15 protein-coding genes are annotated in these 17,579 nt (G+C 62.1%); 7 read left to right on the forward strand and 8 right to left on the reverse strand.

The genetic code is table 11. The features are described 5' to 3' along the window. Window positions 1-205: 205 nt before the first annotated feature. From D9M09_RS16355 to D9M09_RS16365, 3 genes are all read left to right on the forward strand, one after another. Window positions 206-454, forward strand: coding sequence for a hypothetical protein (locus D9M09_RS16355; RefSeq protein WP_070224650.1), 249 nt, complete (start codon window positions 206-208; stop codon window positions 452-454). Between the two features lie 188 nt (window positions 455-642). After that, on the forward strand, window positions 643-1,398 hold the full coding sequence (locus tag D9M09_RS30055; protein ID WP_343216318.1) for a YXWGXW repeat-containing protein: 756 nt from the start codon (window positions 643-645) through the stop codon (window positions 1,396-1,398). Window positions 1,399-1,513: 115 nt separating this feature from the next. Continuing rightward, on the forward strand, window positions 1,514-2,542 hold the full coding sequence (locus tag D9M09_RS16365) for a transporter (RefSeq protein WP_175444840.1): 1,029 nt from the start codon (window positions 1,514-1,516) through the stop codon (window positions 2,540-2,542). A 56-nt stretch (window positions 2,543-2,598) separates the two neighbouring features. Here D9M09_RS16365 and rnk read toward each other — a convergent pair whose 3' ends face one another. Beyond that, a complete protein-coding gene (gene rnk, locus D9M09_RS16370) occupies window positions 2,599-3,006 on the reverse strand; it encodes a nucleoside diphosphate kinase regulator (RefSeq protein ID WP_162835757.1) in 408 nt (135 codons plus the stop codon). 184 nt (window positions 3,007-3,190) lie between these two features. On the opposite strand from rnk, the gene D9M09_RS29980 reads away from it, so the two are divergent. Both D9M09_RS29980 and D9M09_RS16375 read left to right on the forward strand, forming a co-directional pair. Beyond that, window positions 3,191-3,319 carry a hypothetical protein gene (locus D9M09_RS29980; protein WP_256267358.1) on the forward strand — a complete coding sequence of 43 codons (129 nt, stop codon included), beginning with the start codon at window positions 3,191-3,193 and terminating at the stop codon, window positions 3,317-3,319. 273 nt (window positions 3,320-3,592) lie between these two features. Beyond that, window positions 3,593-5,485: a putative bifunctional diguanylate cyclase/phosphodiesterase gene (locus D9M09_RS16375; RefSeq protein ID WP_121669895.1), complete on the forward strand. Its 1,893-nt coding sequence runs from the start codon at window positions 3,593-3,595 to the stop codon at window positions 5,483-5,485. Window positions 5,486-5,605: 120 nt separating this feature from the next. Here the strand turns inward: D9M09_RS16375 and D9M09_RS16380 are convergent, their stop codons facing one another. Continuing rightward, on the reverse strand, window positions 5,606-7,291 hold the full coding sequence (locus D9M09_RS16380) for a peptide chain release factor 3 (protein ID WP_121671122.1): 1,686 nt from the start codon (window positions 7,289-7,291) through the stop codon (window positions 5,606-5,608). Between the two features lie 174 nt (window positions 7,292-7,465). Between D9M09_RS16380 and D9M09_RS29985 the strand changes: the two genes are divergently transcribed. Together D9M09_RS29985 and D9M09_RS16390 are read left to right on the forward strand one after the other, a co-directional pair. After that, a complete protein-coding gene (locus tag D9M09_RS29985; RefSeq protein ID WP_121669896.1) occupies window positions 7,466-9,523 on the forward strand; it encodes a methyl-accepting chemotaxis protein in 2,058 nt (685 codons plus the stop codon). A 225-nt stretch (window positions 9,524-9,748) separates the two neighbouring features. Continuing rightward, the gene (locus D9M09_RS16390; RefSeq protein WP_034751913.1) at window positions 9,749-10,558 is read left to right on the forward strand and encodes a Crp/Fnr family transcriptional regulator; all 810 of its coding nucleotides are present in this window, start codon (window positions 9,749-9,751) and stop codon (window positions 10,556-10,558) included. A 65-nt stretch (window positions 10,559-10,623) separates the two neighbouring features. Here the strand turns inward: D9M09_RS16390 and D9M09_RS16395 are convergent, their stop codons facing one another. From D9M09_RS16395 to pheS, 6 genes are all read right to left on the reverse strand, one after another. Then, a complete protein-coding gene (locus tag D9M09_RS16395; protein ID WP_070289321.1) occupies window positions 10,624-12,039 on the reverse strand; it encodes a sensor histidine kinase in 1,416 nt (471 codons plus the stop codon). Between the two features lie 151 nt (window positions 12,040-12,190). Then, window positions 12,191-12,823 carry a response regulator gene (locus D9M09_RS16400; RefSeq protein ID WP_034783185.1) on the reverse strand — a complete coding sequence of 211 codons (633 nt, stop codon included), beginning with the start codon at window positions 12,821-12,823 and terminating at the stop codon, window positions 12,191-12,193. A gap of 210 nt (window positions 12,824-13,033) precedes the next feature. Next, on the reverse strand, window positions 13,034-13,441 hold the full coding sequence (locus D9M09_RS16405; RefSeq protein ID WP_070217963.1) for a MerR family transcriptional regulator: 408 nt from the start codon (window positions 13,439-13,441) through the stop codon (window positions 13,034-13,036). Window positions 13,442-13,451: 10 nt separating this feature from the next. Further along, the gene (locus D9M09_RS16410) at window positions 13,452-13,799 is read right to left on the reverse strand and encodes an integration host factor subunit alpha (RefSeq protein WP_010399205.1); all 348 of its coding nucleotides are present in this window, start codon (window positions 13,797-13,799) and stop codon (window positions 13,452-13,454) included. A gap of 172 nt (window positions 13,800-13,971) precedes the next feature. Continuing rightward, on the reverse strand, window positions 13,972-16,398 hold the full coding sequence (gene pheT, locus D9M09_RS16415) for a phenylalanine--tRNA ligase subunit beta (RefSeq protein WP_070217966.1): 2,427 nt from the start codon (window positions 16,396-16,398) through the stop codon (window positions 13,972-13,974). 78 nt (window positions 16,399-16,476) lie between these two features. Further along, complete coding sequence (pheS, locus tag D9M09_RS16420) at window positions 16,477-17,493, reverse strand: phenylalanine--tRNA ligase subunit alpha (RefSeq protein WP_070217968.1); 1,017 nt, start codon at window positions 17,491-17,493, stop codon at window positions 16,477-16,479. Window positions 17,494-17,579: the final 86 nt, after the last annotated feature.

Below are 17,579 nucleotides of genomic sequence, written 5' to 3' on the forward strand. Positions count from 1 at the left end.
ATAATGCCACGCGGCAAGTACATTCATATGCACGGATACAGGGCTAATTAGGCCTCAATTCAAGCGGTCGCCCGCGCAGGCATTTCAGCGCCGTTTTTTTGCAGGCCATCCCGCCAAAACCACGGCTGGTCGCATGCGCATGGCGGGCCGGCGGGCGCTTGGCTACAGTGCATGCATACCCACCCGCCACACGAAAGGAACGATCATGAACACGCAAAAAAACGCCCTGAAAAACATGGAAGCCATCTTCACCGTCGCCGTCGCCATCGCCTGCGGTGCCAGCTATGCCAGCTTCACCAGGCCACAGGCGGCAGAAACCGGCAATACGGCGCAGGCGAACGCCATCCCCGTCGTCGTCGTCAGCGCCAAGCGCCTGACGGAACAGGAAAAGAAAATCTCGCTGATCGAGGAACGCCAGGCCTTGCTGGGCAACACCACCGCCAGCGCCCTGTGAGTCACCGATGCTGACCCCACGCCGCCTGGCGCCAGTTTGAATGCGACCGCGCCAGGCCGCCATTTGTATCGGCCACGGATACACGGACACACAGCATTGTGTCAATTGTAATAAGTTGAATCAAAGGCGAAAAACCGCCGGCAAGCGCCTATAGTCCATTTCACGCAATCACCGAAATGGAGCACATCATGAAACCCATCACACTCTACGCAGCAGCCATGCTTGCCATCAGCGCCGCAGCCTTCCTGCCCGCGCAGGCCATGGCACAGAATCAGCTCGGCGTCAGCATTGTCGTCGGCAACGCCCCGCCTCCGCCACGGTTTGAAAGCGTGCCGGCACCGCGCGCCGGCTATGTCTGGGCGCCAGGCTACTGGAACTGGGATGGCCAGCGCCATGTGTGGAACGACGGAGAATGGCTGCGCGAACGCGGCGGCAACCAGTACCGCCGCGCCGCCTGGATACAAGAGAACAACCGCTGGCGCCTGGACCGTGGCGGCTGGGTCGCCGCACAGGTGCAGCCGGTGCGCTATGACGACATCCGCATCGCTCCGCCGCCGCCGCGCCGCGAAGCCATCCCGCGCGCCCGCCACGGCTACGCCTGGGTGCCCGGCCACTGGGAATGGCGCAGCCAGCGCTACGCCTGGACACCTGGCGTATGGATCGCCGAACGCCCCGGCTACGTGTATGCGCCGCCCGCATGGAACCAGCGCGACGGCCGCTGGCAGATGGAGCAAGGCCGCTGGTCGCCACGCGGCCCGAACGGCGACCGCGACCACGACGGCATCCCCAACCGTTATGACCGCGACAATGGCAACCGCCACGACCGTGACGGCGACGGCATCCCCAACCGCTATGACCGCGACAACGGCAACCGCCACGACCGCGACGGCGACGGCGTTCCGAACCGCGACGACCGCCGTCCCGATAATCCCCATCGCAATTAATATGCAGCCGTAGTCCGGACAAGGCCACCCATCGCGGTGGCCTTGTCATTTTCCGGACACATCCGTGTATTAACATCGCGCGACGATCAATCACACTGCGCGAGAAAGATTCACGATGGCGATGGAAACTGCCGGTTTTACCTACGGCTCGGACACCTCGGGCCTGGTCTGGGGCTTCCTGTTTGGCCGCGAGGCGCAGCCGCTGGCGCTCGACTCGACGGCCGCGCTGGCCTGGCTGGCCGATGGCGCGGCGCGGCCGGCGCAGGAATTCGTCTGGCTGCATTTTAATTTGTCGCATGCGGCCAGCGAAAAATGGCTGATGACGCACACGCAGCTGGCCGACGAATTCTATGAAACCCTGCACCAGGGTTCGCGTTCCACGCGCATCGAGCAGGCGGAAAACACCCTCATCGCCGTGGTCAACGATGTGGTGCACAATTTCTCGTTCGAAGCGTCGGACATTTCCACCATGTGGGCCAGCGTGGCGCAAAACCTCGTCATCACGGCGCGCCGCGCGCCGCTGCAGTCGATCGAACGGCTGCGCCAGGCCGTCATCAAGAACCACGAACCGATCCGCTCGTCGGTGGAACTGCTGATCCACCTGCTGCGCGACCAGGCCGACGTGCTGGTCAACATCGTGCGCGATGCCGTGGCACGGGTCGACGATATCGAGGATCACTTGCTGGCCGGGCGCCTGGTGCCGAAACGCGAAGACCTGGGCGCCATGCGGCGCGTGCTGGTGCGGCTGCAGCGCCTGCTGGCGCCGGAACCGGCCGCCCTGTTCCGCCTGCTGCAGCGTCCGCCCGCATGGGTGTCGGAACTGGACAGCCTGGAACTGCGCCAATCGACGGAGGAATTTTCGGTGGTGCTCAGCGATATGTCCTCGCTACAGGAACGCATCAAGCTGCTGCAGGAAGAGATCGCCGCCAGCGTCAACGAGGAAAACAGCCGCAGCCTGTTCGTGCTGACCATCGTCACCGTGCTGGCCTTGCCGATCAATATCATCGCCGGCATGCTGGGCATGAATGTGGGGGGTATCCCGCTGGCCCAGCATCCGCAGGGCTTCTGGATCATCGTCGCCATCATCGTCACATTTACGGTCGTGGCGGGATGGCTGGTGGTGCGCGTGCAGCGAAACAGTTAATTTCCGTCCTGGCACGGCCTGGCAGGCGAACGGCAGGCGCCGTCCGCCGTCATTGCTTATCGGTGGTACTCGCCGGCCCGTTCAGGCTGATAGACGATTTCCTCGATCTTGACCTTCACCACGCCGCCCGGCATGGGCCAGGCGATGCTGTCGCCCACGGACAGGCCCAGCAGCGCGCTGCCGACGGGCGCCAGCACGGAAATGCGGTCGGCCTGGCCTTCCACATCCTTCGGATAGACGAGCGTGAGGCAGAATTCCTCCTTGTTTTCCACCGTGAAGCGCACGGTGGAATTCATCGTCACGACGGTCGGGGGAATCTCTTGCGGTTCGAGCACCTCGGCGCGGCCCAGCTCATCGAGCAAGGCGGCCTTGTCCGGCGATAAGTTATTACCCAAGGCATACAACAACGCTTCCAGTCGTTCCAGGTCTTGTGACGACAAAATAATTTTTGGTTTTTTTTCCAAGATATCCTCACTATTGATCATTAGGGCGGCGTCCGGTTTTGCTGGCGGCGACTTGCTTGGCCGCGGCAGACAAAACAAACAGCATCAGAACGTCCATCATCAGCGGATTATGGACGAACTCGCGAAGCAAGGCCATAGCGTTCGCGCATTCTTCATTAAAATTTATTAAAATCAATGACTTGCAATGGCCGACACAGTCAAAAAGTTAATCCGTGCCGGAATGGCCGGGCACATTGAAGTTATTCTTGGCGGTATTTTGTTTACCTTCAGCATGTTTTTAGAGAAAAAAACCGGCAGGCAAAAAAAGGATTAAACTTCAGTATGTATTATTAGAAAGACACGCCCGCCTTTTCCGCCTGTCTTGTCGCCTTGTCTGCCGCCAGCGGTGCCCGGCATGGATACTAAATTGCCGCACGCCCTGTACTTTCACGCTGCAAAATGACAATATGTCGGCCTTAGCAACACTTAGCAACACGTTGAGAGTTCCGGCTCACTTCGGTTTTCTTCAGACTGGAACGTAAAGTATGGCAGGGCGAGGCGCGATCACACGGGGCGGCGGCAAGCGGGGCCGGCAGGAGGAAGCGTCATGATGACGCCATTGATACTGCCGTCCGTGCAATTACGCGGCGACCGGATAGCCCGGCTGAACTTGCTGGCCGCGGCGGCCATGCTGGCCATGGCCAGCCTGCTGCTGATCCTCTTCCAGTTGTTTTCCCTCCAGGCATCCCTCCAGCGCAGCCTGCAGATCCAGGCCGACATGCTGGCGCCCGCCACCACCGAGGCCATGCGCCAGGACAATCGCCTGGCGGCGCAACAACTGCTCGCTCCCCTCGCCGCCGCCCCGCATATCCGGCAAGCCCTGCTCTACAGTCCCTATGGCGCGCCGTTTGCCCGCTATGCGCGCAGCAGCGTCGATAGCGTGCCCGCGGCGCCGCGCAACGGCGTGCACCTCGATTACCTGGACGGCAGCGCCGCCATCCTCAAGACCTTGCCCGGCGGCGGCGCCCTGTACCTGCGCGCCAGCCTGGCGCCGCTGTACGCCAGCCTGGCACAATTTGCCGCCTTCACCCTGCTCGTCTGCCTGTGCGCATTCGGCCTGACGTTCCTGATGGTGCGCCGCACGCGCACCGCCGCTCAGCATGCGGAAAGCCATTTGCACTACCTGGCCCACGTCGACTCCGTTACGCAGTTGCCGAACCGCCATGAATTCAACGACGCGCTGGCCTACGCGCTGGCGCGCGCCGACCGCCAGGACAGCAGCGTGGGCCTGCTGCTGCTGGATCTGGACAACTTCAAGATCGTCAACGATACGCTGGGCCACCACTGCGGCGACCAGTTGCTCAAGCTCGTCGCCGAGCGCCTCGTGGCCATCCTGCGCGGCACCGACATCATCTGCCGCATCGGCGGCGACGAATTCGTCGTCATCGTCGAACCGGCCGACGACGCCTCGGAAATGGCCAGCGTGGCGAGCAAGATCCTCGCCGTGCTGGCCGAACCGTTCGACCTCGAAGGCCACCAGTTGTATGTCAGCGCCAGCATCGGCGTGAGCCTGTACCCGTTCGACGCGCAGGACGTGGCCACCCTGACGCGCAATGCCGATACGGCCATGTACCACGCCAAGCACCAGGGCAAGAACCGCTACGCCGTGTTCAAGGCCGAAATGGAATTGCGCGCCCAGCGCCGCCTGCGCATGGAAGCGAACCTGCGCCGCGCGCTGCAAAACGAGGAACTGTATCTGCACTACCAGCCGCAGATCGACTTGCGCAGCGGGCGCATCGTCGGCGTGGAAGCGCTGGTACGCTGGAACTGCCGCGAGATGGGCCAGCTGAGCCCTGCCGAATTCATCCCCGTGGCCGAGGAAAGCGGCATCATCGTCGATCTGGGACGCTGGGTGCTGCAAAGCGCCTGCCGCCAGGCCGCCGTCTGGTGCAAGGCGGGGCTGCTCGACTCGCTCGAGCACGTGGCCGTCAACCTGTCGGCCTGCCAGGCGCGCGACCCGGGCCTGATGGACGACATCCGCGCCATCCTGCACGAAACGCAGCTGCCGCATGGCTTGCTGGAGCTGGAAATCACGGAAGGGGTCTTGATGGACAACGTCCACGCCAACGTGGAACTGATGCGGCGCCTGCAGGAGACGGGCATCCACCTGTCGATCGACGATTTCGGCACCGGCTATTCGTCGATGTCCTACCTGAAGCGCCTGCCGATCGACCAGCTGAAGATCGACCGCAGCTTCGTGCACGACCTGCCCGGCGAGGGCGAAGCCATCGTCACGGCCATCATCGCCATGGCGCACAGCCTGCACCTGAAAGTGGTGGCCGAAGGGGTGGAGACCTTGCAGCAGGTGGAATTTTTAAGAACAGCGGGCTGCGACAACGTGCAGGGCTACTTCTTTGCGCGACCGATGACGGCGGCGCAGCTGACGGCATTGCTGCTGGAGCGGCGCGACTGGAGCACGCGGACGATTTTGCCGGCTTGAGTTGCTGCCAACGATGGTGTCGGATTACGGCCGTTGGCCTAATCCGACCTACGCCATGCACAGGCAGGTCGGCGTAGGTCGGATTAGCGCAAAGCGCGTAATCCGACATCACCAGCTACATCAAGCCAATTTCGCCGAATGCTCGCGCGTCGCGTGGAATGTCAATTTCGGCCAGCGCTCTTCCGTCAGACGCAGGTTCACGCCCGACGTGGCCAAATAGGCCATGTTGCCGGCCGCGTCGTAGGCCACGTTGTGGCCCAGCGCGTTTTCGAAATCCTGCAGGACACGCTTGTCGTCGCAGCTGACCCAGCGCGCGCTGCTGATGCTGGTGCCTTCGAAGACGGCATCGACGCCATACTCGTTGAGCAAACGGCTAGCCACCACTTCGAACTGCAGCACGCCGACGGCGCCCAGTACCAGTTCGCCGCCCTGCACCGGCTTGAAGACCTGTACCGCGCCCTCTTCGCCCAGCTGCTGCAGGCCCTTGTGCAACTGCTTGATCTTCAGCGGATTACGGATGCGCACGGAACGGAAGAAGTCCGGCGCGAAGTACGGGATGCCGGTAAAGGTCAGCATCTCGCCTTCGGAAAAACTGTCGCCGATCTGCATGTTGCCGTGGTTCGGCAAGCCGATGATGTCGCCCGCGTACGCCTCTTCCACCTGTTCGCGCGAGGAGGCCATGAAGGTCACCACGTTCGACACCTTGATCTCGCGCCCCAGGCGCAAGTGCTTGACCTTCATGCCGCGCTCGAAACGTCCCGAACACACGCGCAGGAAGGCGATGCGGTCGCGGTGGGCCGGGTCCATGTTCGCCTGGATCTTGAAGACGAAACCGGTGAATGGCTGCTCGGTCGGATCGACGGAACGCACGGTCGCGTCGCGCGGGCGCGGCGCCGGCGCCCAGTCAACCAGCGCGGAAAGAATCTCGCGCACGCCGAAGTTGTTGATGGCCGAACCGAAGAACACGGGCGTCTGCACGCCGGAGAGGAATTCCTCCAGGTTGAACGGGTTCGAGGCGCCGTGCACCAATTCGACTTCCATGCGCAACTGGTCCATCTCCAGCGGGAACATCTCCTGCAGGCGCGGGTTGTCGATGCCCTTGATGATTTCGAAGGCGCCGTCGGCCTTCTCTTCACCGGCCTTGAACAGCATGATCTCGTCGTTCAGCAGGTGGTACACGCCGCGGAAGTTCTTGCCCATGCCGATAGGCCAGGTGACGGGCGCGCACTGGATCTTCAGCACCGATTCGAGTTCGTCGAGCAGGTCCAGCGGATCGCGCGTCTCGCGGTCCATCTTGTTCATGAAGGTGACGATGGGCGTATTGCGCATGCGGCAGACGGCCAGCAGCTTGATCGTCTGCGCTTCCACGCCCTTGGCCGCATCGATCACCATCAGCGCCGAGTCAACTGCCGTCAGCACGCGGTAGGTATCTTCCGAGAAGTCCTGGTGGCCCGGGGTGTCGAGCAGGTTGACGACGTGGTCGCGGAATTCGAACTGCATCACCGAGGAGGCGACGGAAATGCCGCGCTGCTTCTCGATCTCCATCCAGTCCGACGTCGCGTGGCGGCCCGATTTGCGGGCCTTGACGGTGCCGGCCATCTGGATCGCGCCCGAGAACAGCAGCAGTTTTTCCGTCAGCGTGGTTTTACCCGCATCCGGGTGGGAAATGATGCCGAAGGTGCGGCGGCGCTGCACTTCGCGCGCGATCACGGCCGGCGCCTTGCTGCTCGCTGGCGCTGCGGCGTTGTCCGCATTGTCCGCATTGTCGCTGGAATCGGGGGTAGTGATGTCGTTCTCGTTGGCCATATTGGTGACCATAATATGGCCCTCGCAAAAAACCCTCGATTTTACAGAAGGATCGGCCTTCCGTGTGAACTGCTTCACTGTGGAGAAAAGCAAAATCGCCCGCTTCATCAAGGGGTCACAATCCGCAGGCAACATTGCACTGCAGAAATGTTGTCACCCTACCCTGGAAACCCCATGAAAATGCTCCTCACTCCCGCCATCCGACTCATGCAGCGCCTGCGCCTGCTGCCCAAATTCATGCTTGTCTGCCTGGTCTTCCTGCTGCCGCTGGCGCTGGCGACCACCCTGCTGATCTCGGAGCTGGGCAAGTCGCTGGCCCAGGCGCAGGATGCGCAGCGGGGCGTGGCCTATGTGCGCCAGTTGCAGGAAGGCACGCGCCTGCTGCAGCAGCGGTGCGGCCTCGAGCACTTGCGCCTGAGCGGCAAGGCGGGCATGGACAACACGGCCCTCAACGCGCGCATCACGGCTTCTCTGGCGGCCCTGGCGCGCCTTCCGGCCGGCACCGGCCTGCCCCAGGCGGTCGAACTGACGAAACAGTGGCAAGCCCTGCTGGGCCGCCAGGCGGGCCTGGCGGCGCGCGACAGCTACGCGGCGCACACGGCGCTGCTGCGCCAGGCGGCCAAACTGGGCCAGCTGGTGGCCGACCGTTCGCACCTGAGCCTGGACCCGGACGCGGGCGCCAACCATCTGAGCGCCGTCTTCACCGCCACCCTGCCCGACCTGGCCGAAAGCCTGTCGGACATCGGCGGGCGCGGCGCCGCCTACATCGACACGGGCCTGTTCGAGGCGAACGAAGATCAGCTCGTCAACGCCAATGCCCTGATCGCGCGCCACGAACTGGAACGCCTGCCCTCCCGTTTCGACGAGATCCTTGCCGCCAGGCCGGAACTGCGCGCCAGCCTGCAGCCGGCCCTGAAAGCCGTGCCGGCCGCGCTGGCCTTCCTCGAACGCACGAAAAATGAAGTGACGAATTCCTACGACCAGACGTCGGGCGCGCAATTCCACGCGGCCGGCATGCAGGCGATCGACGCCCTGCACGCGCTCTCCGGCGCCTCCGCCACCGCGCTGGACGACTTGCTGGCGCAGCGCATCGCCCGCGACGAGGCGCGCCGCGCCCTGATCCTGGCGGCCATGCTGCTGGTGCTGCTGGCCGCCGCCTACCTGTGCGCAGGCTTTTATACCGCCTTCGCGCGCGACGTGACGCAATTGCGCGTGGCCGTCGGCGCGGCGGCGGCGGGCGACCTGTCGCAGCGCATCACCTCGCAGGCGCACGACGAGATCGGCGACCTGGTGCGCGACTTCGGCGCCATGACGCACGGCCTGGCCGCACTGGTGCAGGAAATCCGCGGCGGCGCGGCCGTCATCGCGGCGGCCGGCGCCGATATCGCCCAGGGCAACGCCGCCCTGTCCGGCCATACGGCCACGCAAGCGGACGCGCTGGGCGCCACCGTGGACTCGATGCGCGAGCTGACGGCCACCGTGGGCCGCAACGAAGCCCACGTAGGACAGGGGCGCACGCTGGTGGCGACGGCGGCCGACGTGGCCCTGAAAGGCGGACAGACCGTCGGCGCCGTGGTCGAGACCATGGCCTCGATCAAGGCCAGCTCGCACAAGATCGTCGACATCATCAGCGTCATCAACGGCATCGCCTTCCAGACGAATATCCTGGCCCTGAACGCGGCCGTGGAAGCGGCACGCGCGGGCGAACAAGGGCGCGGCTTTGCCGTCGTGGCATCAGAGGTGCGCAGCCTGGCGCAGCGCTCGAACGAGGCGGCGCTGGAAATCAAGCGCCTGATCGGCGATTCCGTCGCCACCGTGGATGCGGGCGGCGACCTGGTCAATGCAGCCGGCAGCACCATGCGCCAGGTCGTCGATGCGGTGCAGCAGGTGGCCGTGGTGATCGGACGCATCAGCAACGCCGGTGCCGAGCAGAATGGCGAGATCGCCCGCATCAACCAGGCGTTGGCGCAGATCGACGACATGACGCGCCAGAACGCGGGTCTGGTCGACGAGGCGCGCGCCGGTTCGCAGCGCCTGCACCAGGAAGGCGAAGCACTGACGCAGGCCGTCAGCCGCTTCCGCCTGGGAGAACACGAGGCGCCAAACGCGCGCCAGGCGCCCGCCGCGACCGTGCGCGACGGCTTGCCCAGCGTGCGTCCGGCCGGCCTGTGGAGCGCCAACAAACCGCGCGTCATATCACAAAATCGCGCAGAACGGCGCAAGGCTAGCTAGTCAAAAGTGTGCGCGTAGGACAAGGACTACAATTTCGCCTCAAAAGAGACTACAAAGTGGCGACTGCTAATCTTATGTTCGCCACTTACATAAGCTCTTAAAGTAGCTACATCGCGATCTGCACCGCGCGGTCGAACAAAACGCCGTTATCACATGAGCACGGCACTTTCTTTGACCAGCAACGCGGCAGTCGCACTCCGATGTAAAAAGCCTGTGAGGAATACTATGAACCAAACTCAACTTAGCACCCCGGTCCAGAAGAACCAGTTGCTGCCGCGCGCCATGCCGGCGGCCGGACGGGAAATCAAGCTTGCGTCGCGGGTTAGCCTCAGCAGTGCCCAACAGAATGAATTGCTGGCCGCCCTGCCGCGCGCCGCGCTCGAATCGCTGTTCGAAGACCTGGAACTGGTTGAACTGCCGTTCGGCAAGGAATTGTATGCCTATGGTAACAACCTGGAATATAGCTACTTCCCCACCACCGCCATCATTTCACTGCTGTATGTCATGGAAGACGGCGCCACGACGGAAATCGCCGTGGTCGGCCATGAAGGCGTGGCCGGTGCCTCGCTGCTGGCAGGCGAGCGCGCCATGTGCACGGCCGTCGTGCAAAGCGCCGGTTACGGCTACCGCCTGAAAACGCAAAGCCTGCGCGACGCGTTCAATCAAGGCGGCGCCCTGCCCCAGCTGCTGATGCGCTACACCAACGCCCTGTTTGCGCAGATGGCGCAGAACGCCGTCGGCGGCCGCCACAGCTCGATCGAGCAAAAGCTGTGCCGCTGGCTGCTGGACCGCCTGGACCGTTCGCCATCGAATGAATTGAAAGTGACGCAAGAGCTGATCTCGATCATGCTGGGCGTGCGCCGCGAAAGCATCACGGCCGCCGCCGGCAAGCTGCAGGAAGAAGGCTTGATCCACTATCGCCGCGGCAATATCACCGTGCTGGACCGCGCCGGCCTGGAATGCTATGCGGGCGAGTGCTACAAGGTCGCCAAGACGGAATACGACCGCTTGCTGCGCGACGTTTCACGCTGCTGATCGGGCAAGATAGTTAGCAGAATGGCCGGGCTGCATGCCCGGCCATTTTTTTATCTCAAGGAAAATTACGCTTCGGCATCCGCATCGATATCTTCCAGCTCCGGCGTCAGCGGCATGGGAATCACGGCCTCCACACACGTCCCCTTGCCTTCCGGCCCCTGGCGCACGGTAAGCGTGCCACCCAGCAGCAGGGCCCGCTCGCGCATGCCCAGCAAGCCGTGCGACATCGGTTTTTGCAGCGCATCTTCCGTGATGCCGATGCCGTCGTCGATCACGCGCAGCACGAGGCCGTGCTCGTTGCGTTTCAAGGTCACGCTGACCATGCCGGCCCGTGCATATTTGAGGATATTCGTCAGCGATTCCTGCACGATGCGGAACAGGGCGATCGTCAAGGTCGCTTCGCGGTTATCGATATTGATGGCCACGTCCGTTTCGCAGCGCACCGAGCTCATGCGCGCAAAATCCTCGCAATAGCTTTCGATGGCGGCGCACAGGCCCAGGTTGTCCAGCAGGCTGGGGCGCAGGTCTTCCACGATGCGGCGCTTCAGTTCCACCGTTTCCAGCAAGGTCGCCTTGGCATGGCGCAGCTGCGCGGCCAGTTCCGGCTGCGTATGCGCCAACTGCTGCGTGACGGCGCCCAGGTCCATGCTGATCGAGGTCAAGTTGGCACCCAGTTCATCGTGCAGCTCGCGCGCCAGCCGCGCTTTTTCCACTTCGTTGACACTGATCAAATGACGCGACAGCACGGATAACTGCTCCGTGCGCTTGCTGACCGTCGATTCCAGGGTGTCGTTGGCATTTTGCAATGCATACTCGACGGCTGCCCGGTTCTGGAAGCTGCGCCGCACGAGCTGGTAAAACATGATCAGCACGAGGATGGCCAGGGCATTGATGCCGATGCCGAGCAGCACGGCTTTCTGGTACTCATGATAAAAGGCGGCGCTGCCGGTCGACAGCGCTTCATTCTGCTCGCGCGTCATGATCACCACCTGCAGACGAATCTCGTCCATGGTGGCGCGGTCATCGGTCACGCGGGAAATGTTGACGATCTCGGCCAACCCGCCCTGCTTGTAGACGTCGATAGACTGTTGCAACATCGACATTTTTCGGCGGATCAGGCTTTTCAGCTGGCCCAGGTTTTTCAGCTGGGTGGGACTGCCCGCGAGCAAGGTTTGCAGCTCGTTGAATTCGTTGTCGATTTCGGTGGCAGCGGTCTTCGACGGCCCCAGATAGGTTTCGGAGCCGGAAATGAAATAGCCGCGCAAGCTGCTTTCCGCATCGAGCACGAGCACGTTCAGATACTGCAGGCGGTCGGCCACGCGGGCGCTCTGGCTGAGCAAGGCATTCGTGCCCTTCAGCGACTCCAGGTTATGGTAAAGACTAAAACCATTCAATACAAGCAACAAGGCGCACGTCACGCACAGGATCGTCTTGTACAGGGGCAGGCGGTGATTCGGGGCCGGTTGAGCGGTGAAATACATCCTGGTGTGCATCCTTAGCAAGGTTCGGCGCGGGAGAGAGCGCCGGCGCCGGCCAATTATAGTCCTCGCCACAAACTGCTGCACTGCACAACATCAAGTCGTGCCCGGTTAGCTGGCTGAGCGATCATGTTTCCATGATCGCACCGCAGCGCTAGTCAAGCAAATTGTTTTTCATTGCGTAATAGGTCAAGTCGCTGTTCGATTGCAAGCCCATTTTTTCCATGATGCGCGTACGGTAGGTACTGACCGTCTTGATGCTCAGCGACAAGGCCACGCCGATATCGGACACCGTCGCGCCGCGCGCCAGGCGCAGGAAGACCTGGAACTCGCGGTCCGACAATTCCGTATGCAGCGCGGCATTCGTATCGCGGTCGAACGACTGCGCCAGCAACTCGCCCACGGTGGAGCTGACATAGCGGCGCCCCTGGAATACGGTGCGCACGGCCGTCATCAGCTCGTCGGCTTCGCATTCCTTGTTCAGATAGCCATTCGCGCCCATCTTGAACAGATTCAGCGCATATTGCTGCGCGGGATAGCCGCTGAGGATCAGCACGGGCAATTCCGGCTGGCCCTGGCGGATCGTGCGCAAGGTATCGATGCCGCTCTGATCGGGCATGGCGATATCGAGCAGCAATACATCGCAAATTTCGCGGCGGGCGATATCGAGCGCTTCGCGCCCGGTACCGGCTTCCGCCACCACACTGAAGTCGCTTGACGACGAAAAAATCTGTTTGAACCCAGCTCGTACTATTTGGTGATCATCACAAATGGCAACGCGTATCATTGTTTCCCCTTAAATTTTCCTGGCCTGGGAAAGACTACCGGAACCTGAACGCTGCTCCGGCTTAGCGTCACTAACAAAAACGCAACATTAACATTATATTCAAAATATGGCGCGCCGTACGGTAGCGTCAGCACCAAGGCGGAGCGCCCATGCAGTATAGTCAACTTAGTCAACCGCTACCGGACAACCCGACCTATATTGGTACAAATCTTATTTTAGCAAGTTTAAAATCGCAATTAATTCATTGCGTATCCACACGCGGTCCAGCGGCGCTTCCTGCGGCACGGCAGGCATGGCCGGCAGCACTGGCAGCTCGTCGGCGATGGCATGCGATGCGCCACGGCTGTCGAGCTTGTTGCGCGCGCCGCTGATGGTAAAGCCCTGCTCGTACAGCAATTCGCGGATGCGGCGTATCAGCAGCACCTCATGATGCTGATAATAACGGCGGTTGCCGCGTCGTTTGACCGGCTTGAGCTGGGAAAACTCCTGCTCCCAGTAGCGCAGTACATGCGGTTTGACGCCGCACAACTCGCTCACCTCGCCGATCGTGAAATAGCGTTTCGCCGGAATGGGCGGCAAGGGGGCGATCAACTCGGTTTTACTGATGCGCTCGTTCATCGCCACTCACTCAGGCAGCACGTGCCAGCGGACTGGTCTCTTCGACCATGCTTTTCAGCTTCTGGCTCGCATGAAAGGTCACGACACGGCGCGCCGTGATGGGAATCTCTTCACCCGTCTTCGGATTGCGGCCCGGCCGCTGCGGTTTGTCGCGCAACTGGAAATTGCCGAAACCGGACAGCTTGACGGCTTCGCCACGCTCGAGCGCATTGCGGATCTCGTCGAAAAAGGTCTCGACCATATCTTTCGCTTCGCGCTTGTTCAGGCCCACTTGCTCGAACAACAGTTCGGCCAGTTCCGCCTTGGTCAAGGTGGGTAAATCTTTTTCCGCTTCCTGGCGCACTTTGGCAACCAGCATGGCCCGATGCAAATCGGCGGCCAGTGCGGATTGCAGTACGGCGGAATCAACGTCGCTGTTATTAATTTTCCTGCCCTGCCTTTTCTGTGCGCCCGAGCTCGCCACATGGCAAGCTCGTCTACGATTGACGACGGAAAGGCCGTCACGCAAAAAGCGACGGCCAGTCCGGTAATTACGAACGCAGTTTCGCGTCGTGGCCCTGCTTGGCGGCATCGATCAGGACAGCCATCAGGCCATCGACCACATCGTCTTGCAGGGTGTTTTGAGTATCTTGCAAGCTAATCCGGAAAGCAAGGCTTTTTTCATCCGCTTCCAGACCTTTTCCACGATATTCATCAAATAAAACAATGGCTTGCACGATACGCGCCGCCGGGCTTGCCTTGGCGGCGGCATGGAAGCTGTCGAGCAGATCCTGCACGGCCACCGATTGCTTGACGACCACGGCCAGGTCGCGGCTGGCGCCAGGGAATTTCGAGATTTCCTGGTACACGGGCACGACTCTTTGCGTCAGGGCAGCGGCATCGACTTCGAACAGCACGGGCGCCAGCGGCAAGTCGTACTTTTGCATCCAGCGCGGGTGCAATTCCCCGATGAAACCGATGACCTTGCCATCGAGCTCCACGTTGGCCGAACGGCCCGGATGCAGGGCCGGATGTTCCGCCTTGGTGAAACGCAAGACCAGCGGCGCGAACAGCGCTTCCAGGTCCGCCTTCACGTCGAAGAAGTCGACCGTGCGGGACGGCTGGCCCCACTGTTCGTCGGCCACCGCGCCGTAGGCCATGGCGGCAACGCGCTTGGGCTGGGCATAGCCGGCCACCGACAAGGGGCCGTTTTGCACGCTGTCGTCGCGCTGGTAAATGGCGCCCACTTCGAAGATGCGCACGCGGTTCGTCTTGCGGTTCAGGTTGTAGCGCACGTTGGCGATCAGGCTGCCGATCAACGAGGAACGCATCACGCTCATCTGGCTGGCGATCGGGTTTTGCAATTTGATCGGGTTCGTGTTGCCCGAGAAATCGCGCTCCCATGCCGCATCGACAAAGCTCATGTTAACCACTTCCTGGAAGCCCAGGTCGGCCAGCTCATGACGTACCGCAAACAAGGAGCGGGTATTTTCCGGTGCGATCTGCATCACGTTCGCGGCCACGGGCGGCAAGGTCGGGATGTTTTCAAAGCCGTATACGCGCGCCACTTCCTCGATCAAGTCTTCCTCGATCTCGATGTCGAAACGGTAGCTGGGCGAGGTCACGGAAAACACGCCGTCCGCCAGGGTGAACGGCAGGGCCAGGCGCGTGAAGATGTCGGCGATCAGCGCATCGTTGAGCGGCACACCGATGACTTTTTGCGCGCGCGCCGTGCGCATGGTCACGGGCTGGCGTTGCGGCAAGTTCACCACGTGGTCGTCGACGGGGCCGACGGTGGTGGCCGGCGTGCCGCAGATTTCCACGATCAGGGCCGTGATACGCTCGATGTGCTCGACGGTGGTGGCGAAATCGACGCCGCGTTCGAAGCGGTGCGCCGCATCGGTCGAGAAATTCAAACGGCGGGCGCGGCCCTGGATGGCGTTCGGCCACCAGAATGCCGCTTCCAGGTAGATGCTGTCCGTATCGTCCGAGACCGAGCTGGCGTCGCCGCCCATGATGCCGGCCAGCGATTCGATTTCCTGGTCGTCCGCAATGACGCCGATCCACTCGTCGACGGCAACGGTGTTGCCATTCAAGAGCTTGACGGATTCGCCCGCCTTGCCCCAACGCACGTCGAGGCTGCCGTGGATCTTTGCCAGGTCAAACACGTGGCTGGGACGGCCCAGCTCCAGCATGACATAGTTGGAAATGTCGACCAGGGCCGACAGCGGACGCTGGCCGCTGCGCTCGAGGCGCTGCTTCATCCAGTCCGGCGTGGCTGCCTTGGCGTTCAAGCCGCGGATGACGCGGCCCGTGAAACGGCCGCACAGGTCCGGCGCGCTGACTTTCACGGGCAGGATTTCATCGCTGGAAACCGGCACGGTGCGGAACTGCGGCGCATTCAGGGGCACGCCCGTCAATGCCGACACTTCGCGCGCCACACCCAGCACGGACAGGCAGTCCGCCTTGTTCGGCGTCAACTTGATGGTGAATTTCAAGTCATTGAGGGCAAAGTAATCGCGGAAATTCTGGCCGATCGGCGCGTCGTCCGGCAATTCCATCAAGCCGGCGTTTTCTTCCGACAATTTCAATTCGCGCGCGGAGCACAGCATGCCTTGCGACTCGACGCCGCGCAGCTGGCCCACCTTGATTTCAAACGGCTTGCCATCGGCGCCAGGGGGCAGCACGGCGCCGGCCATTGCGCAGACGACTTTCAAGCCCGGACGCACGTTCGGCGCGCCGCAGACGATGTTGAGCATGGTGCCCGTGCCGACATCGACCTGGCATACATTCAGGCGGTCCGCGTTCGGATGTTTTTCCATCTCCAGGACCAGGCCCACCACCACGTTCGAGAACGGGGGCGCGACAGGATCGACGTCCTCGACTTCGAGACCGGACATGGTCAGCAGATGGGCCAGTTCGTCCGAAGTCATCTTCGGATCGACCATGGTACGGAGCCAGTTTTCGGAAAATTGCATAATCAAGCCTTCAAATGGTCAAAGCTCACAGCGCGAGCGCACGGGCGCTCCAGCGCCATGAATCAAACGGAACAACGCTTAGTTGAATTGCTTCAGGAAACGCAAGTCGCCTTCATAGAACAGGCGCAGGTCGTTGATGCCATAGCGCAGCATCGTCAAGCGTTCCAGGCCGGAGCCGAAAGCAAAACCGATGAATTTCTCGGGATCGAGGCCGAAGTTCTTCACCACGGTCGGATGCACCTGACCGGCGCCCGACACTTCCAGCCAGCGGCCCTTCAGGGGGCCGGAGCCGAAGGCGATGTCGATCTCGGCCGACGGTTCCGTGAACGGGAAGTACGACGGGCGGAAGCGCACCTGCAGGTCGTCCGTTTCGAAGAAGGCCTTGACGAAGTTCAGGTACACGCCCTTCAGGTCGGCAAAGCTGATGTCTTCGGCGATCCACAGGCCTTCGACCTGGTGGAACATCGGCGAATGGGTGGCGTCGCTGTCGACGCGGTAGGTGCGGCCCGGCGCGATGACCTTGATCGGCGGCGTATGCGTGCGCGCATAGCGCACCTGCATCGGGCTCGTGTGCGTGCGCAGCAACAAGGGCTTGCCGTCGGTGTCGTTGCCATCGATGTAGAACGTGTCTTGCATGGAACGGGCTGGGTGGTTTTCCGGGCTGTTGAGCGCCGTGAAATTGGTCCAGTCGTTCTCGATTTCGGGGCCGTCGGCCACGTCGAAGCCGATCGAGCGGAAGATTTCCTCGACACGCTCCCACGTGCGCATCACGGGATGGATGCCGCCGGGCATGCGGCCACGGCCCGGCAGGCTCACGTCGATCGCTTCGGCGTTCAGACGGCCTTGCATCTGGGCATCAGCCAGCGCATCACGGCGCGCCGTCAGCGCGTCTTCGATCTGCACTTTGACGGCGTTGATCAGGGCGCCCTGCGCCTTGCGCGCGTCCGGGTCCAGTTTGCCCAGGCCCTTCATCATTTCGGTAATCTGGCCAGTCTTGCCCAGGTAGCGGGCTTTGGCGTTTTCAAGTGCGGCAGCGTCTGCGGCGGCGATAAAGTCAGCCTGGGCCGAGACGACGAGTTCTTCTAGGGAGTTCATGCGGCTTTTCCTGTTTTGGAAATCAATCCTGGATTTAGTAATCTAGAACCCAACAATCAAAAACGGAAACGGGGCATAAGGTTCAC

Origin of the sequence: Janthinobacterium agaricidamnosum, assembly GCF_003667705.1 — a bacterium.
Taxonomy (GTDB): Bacteria; Pseudomonadota; Gammaproteobacteria; order Burkholderiales; family Burkholderiaceae_D; genus Janthinobacterium.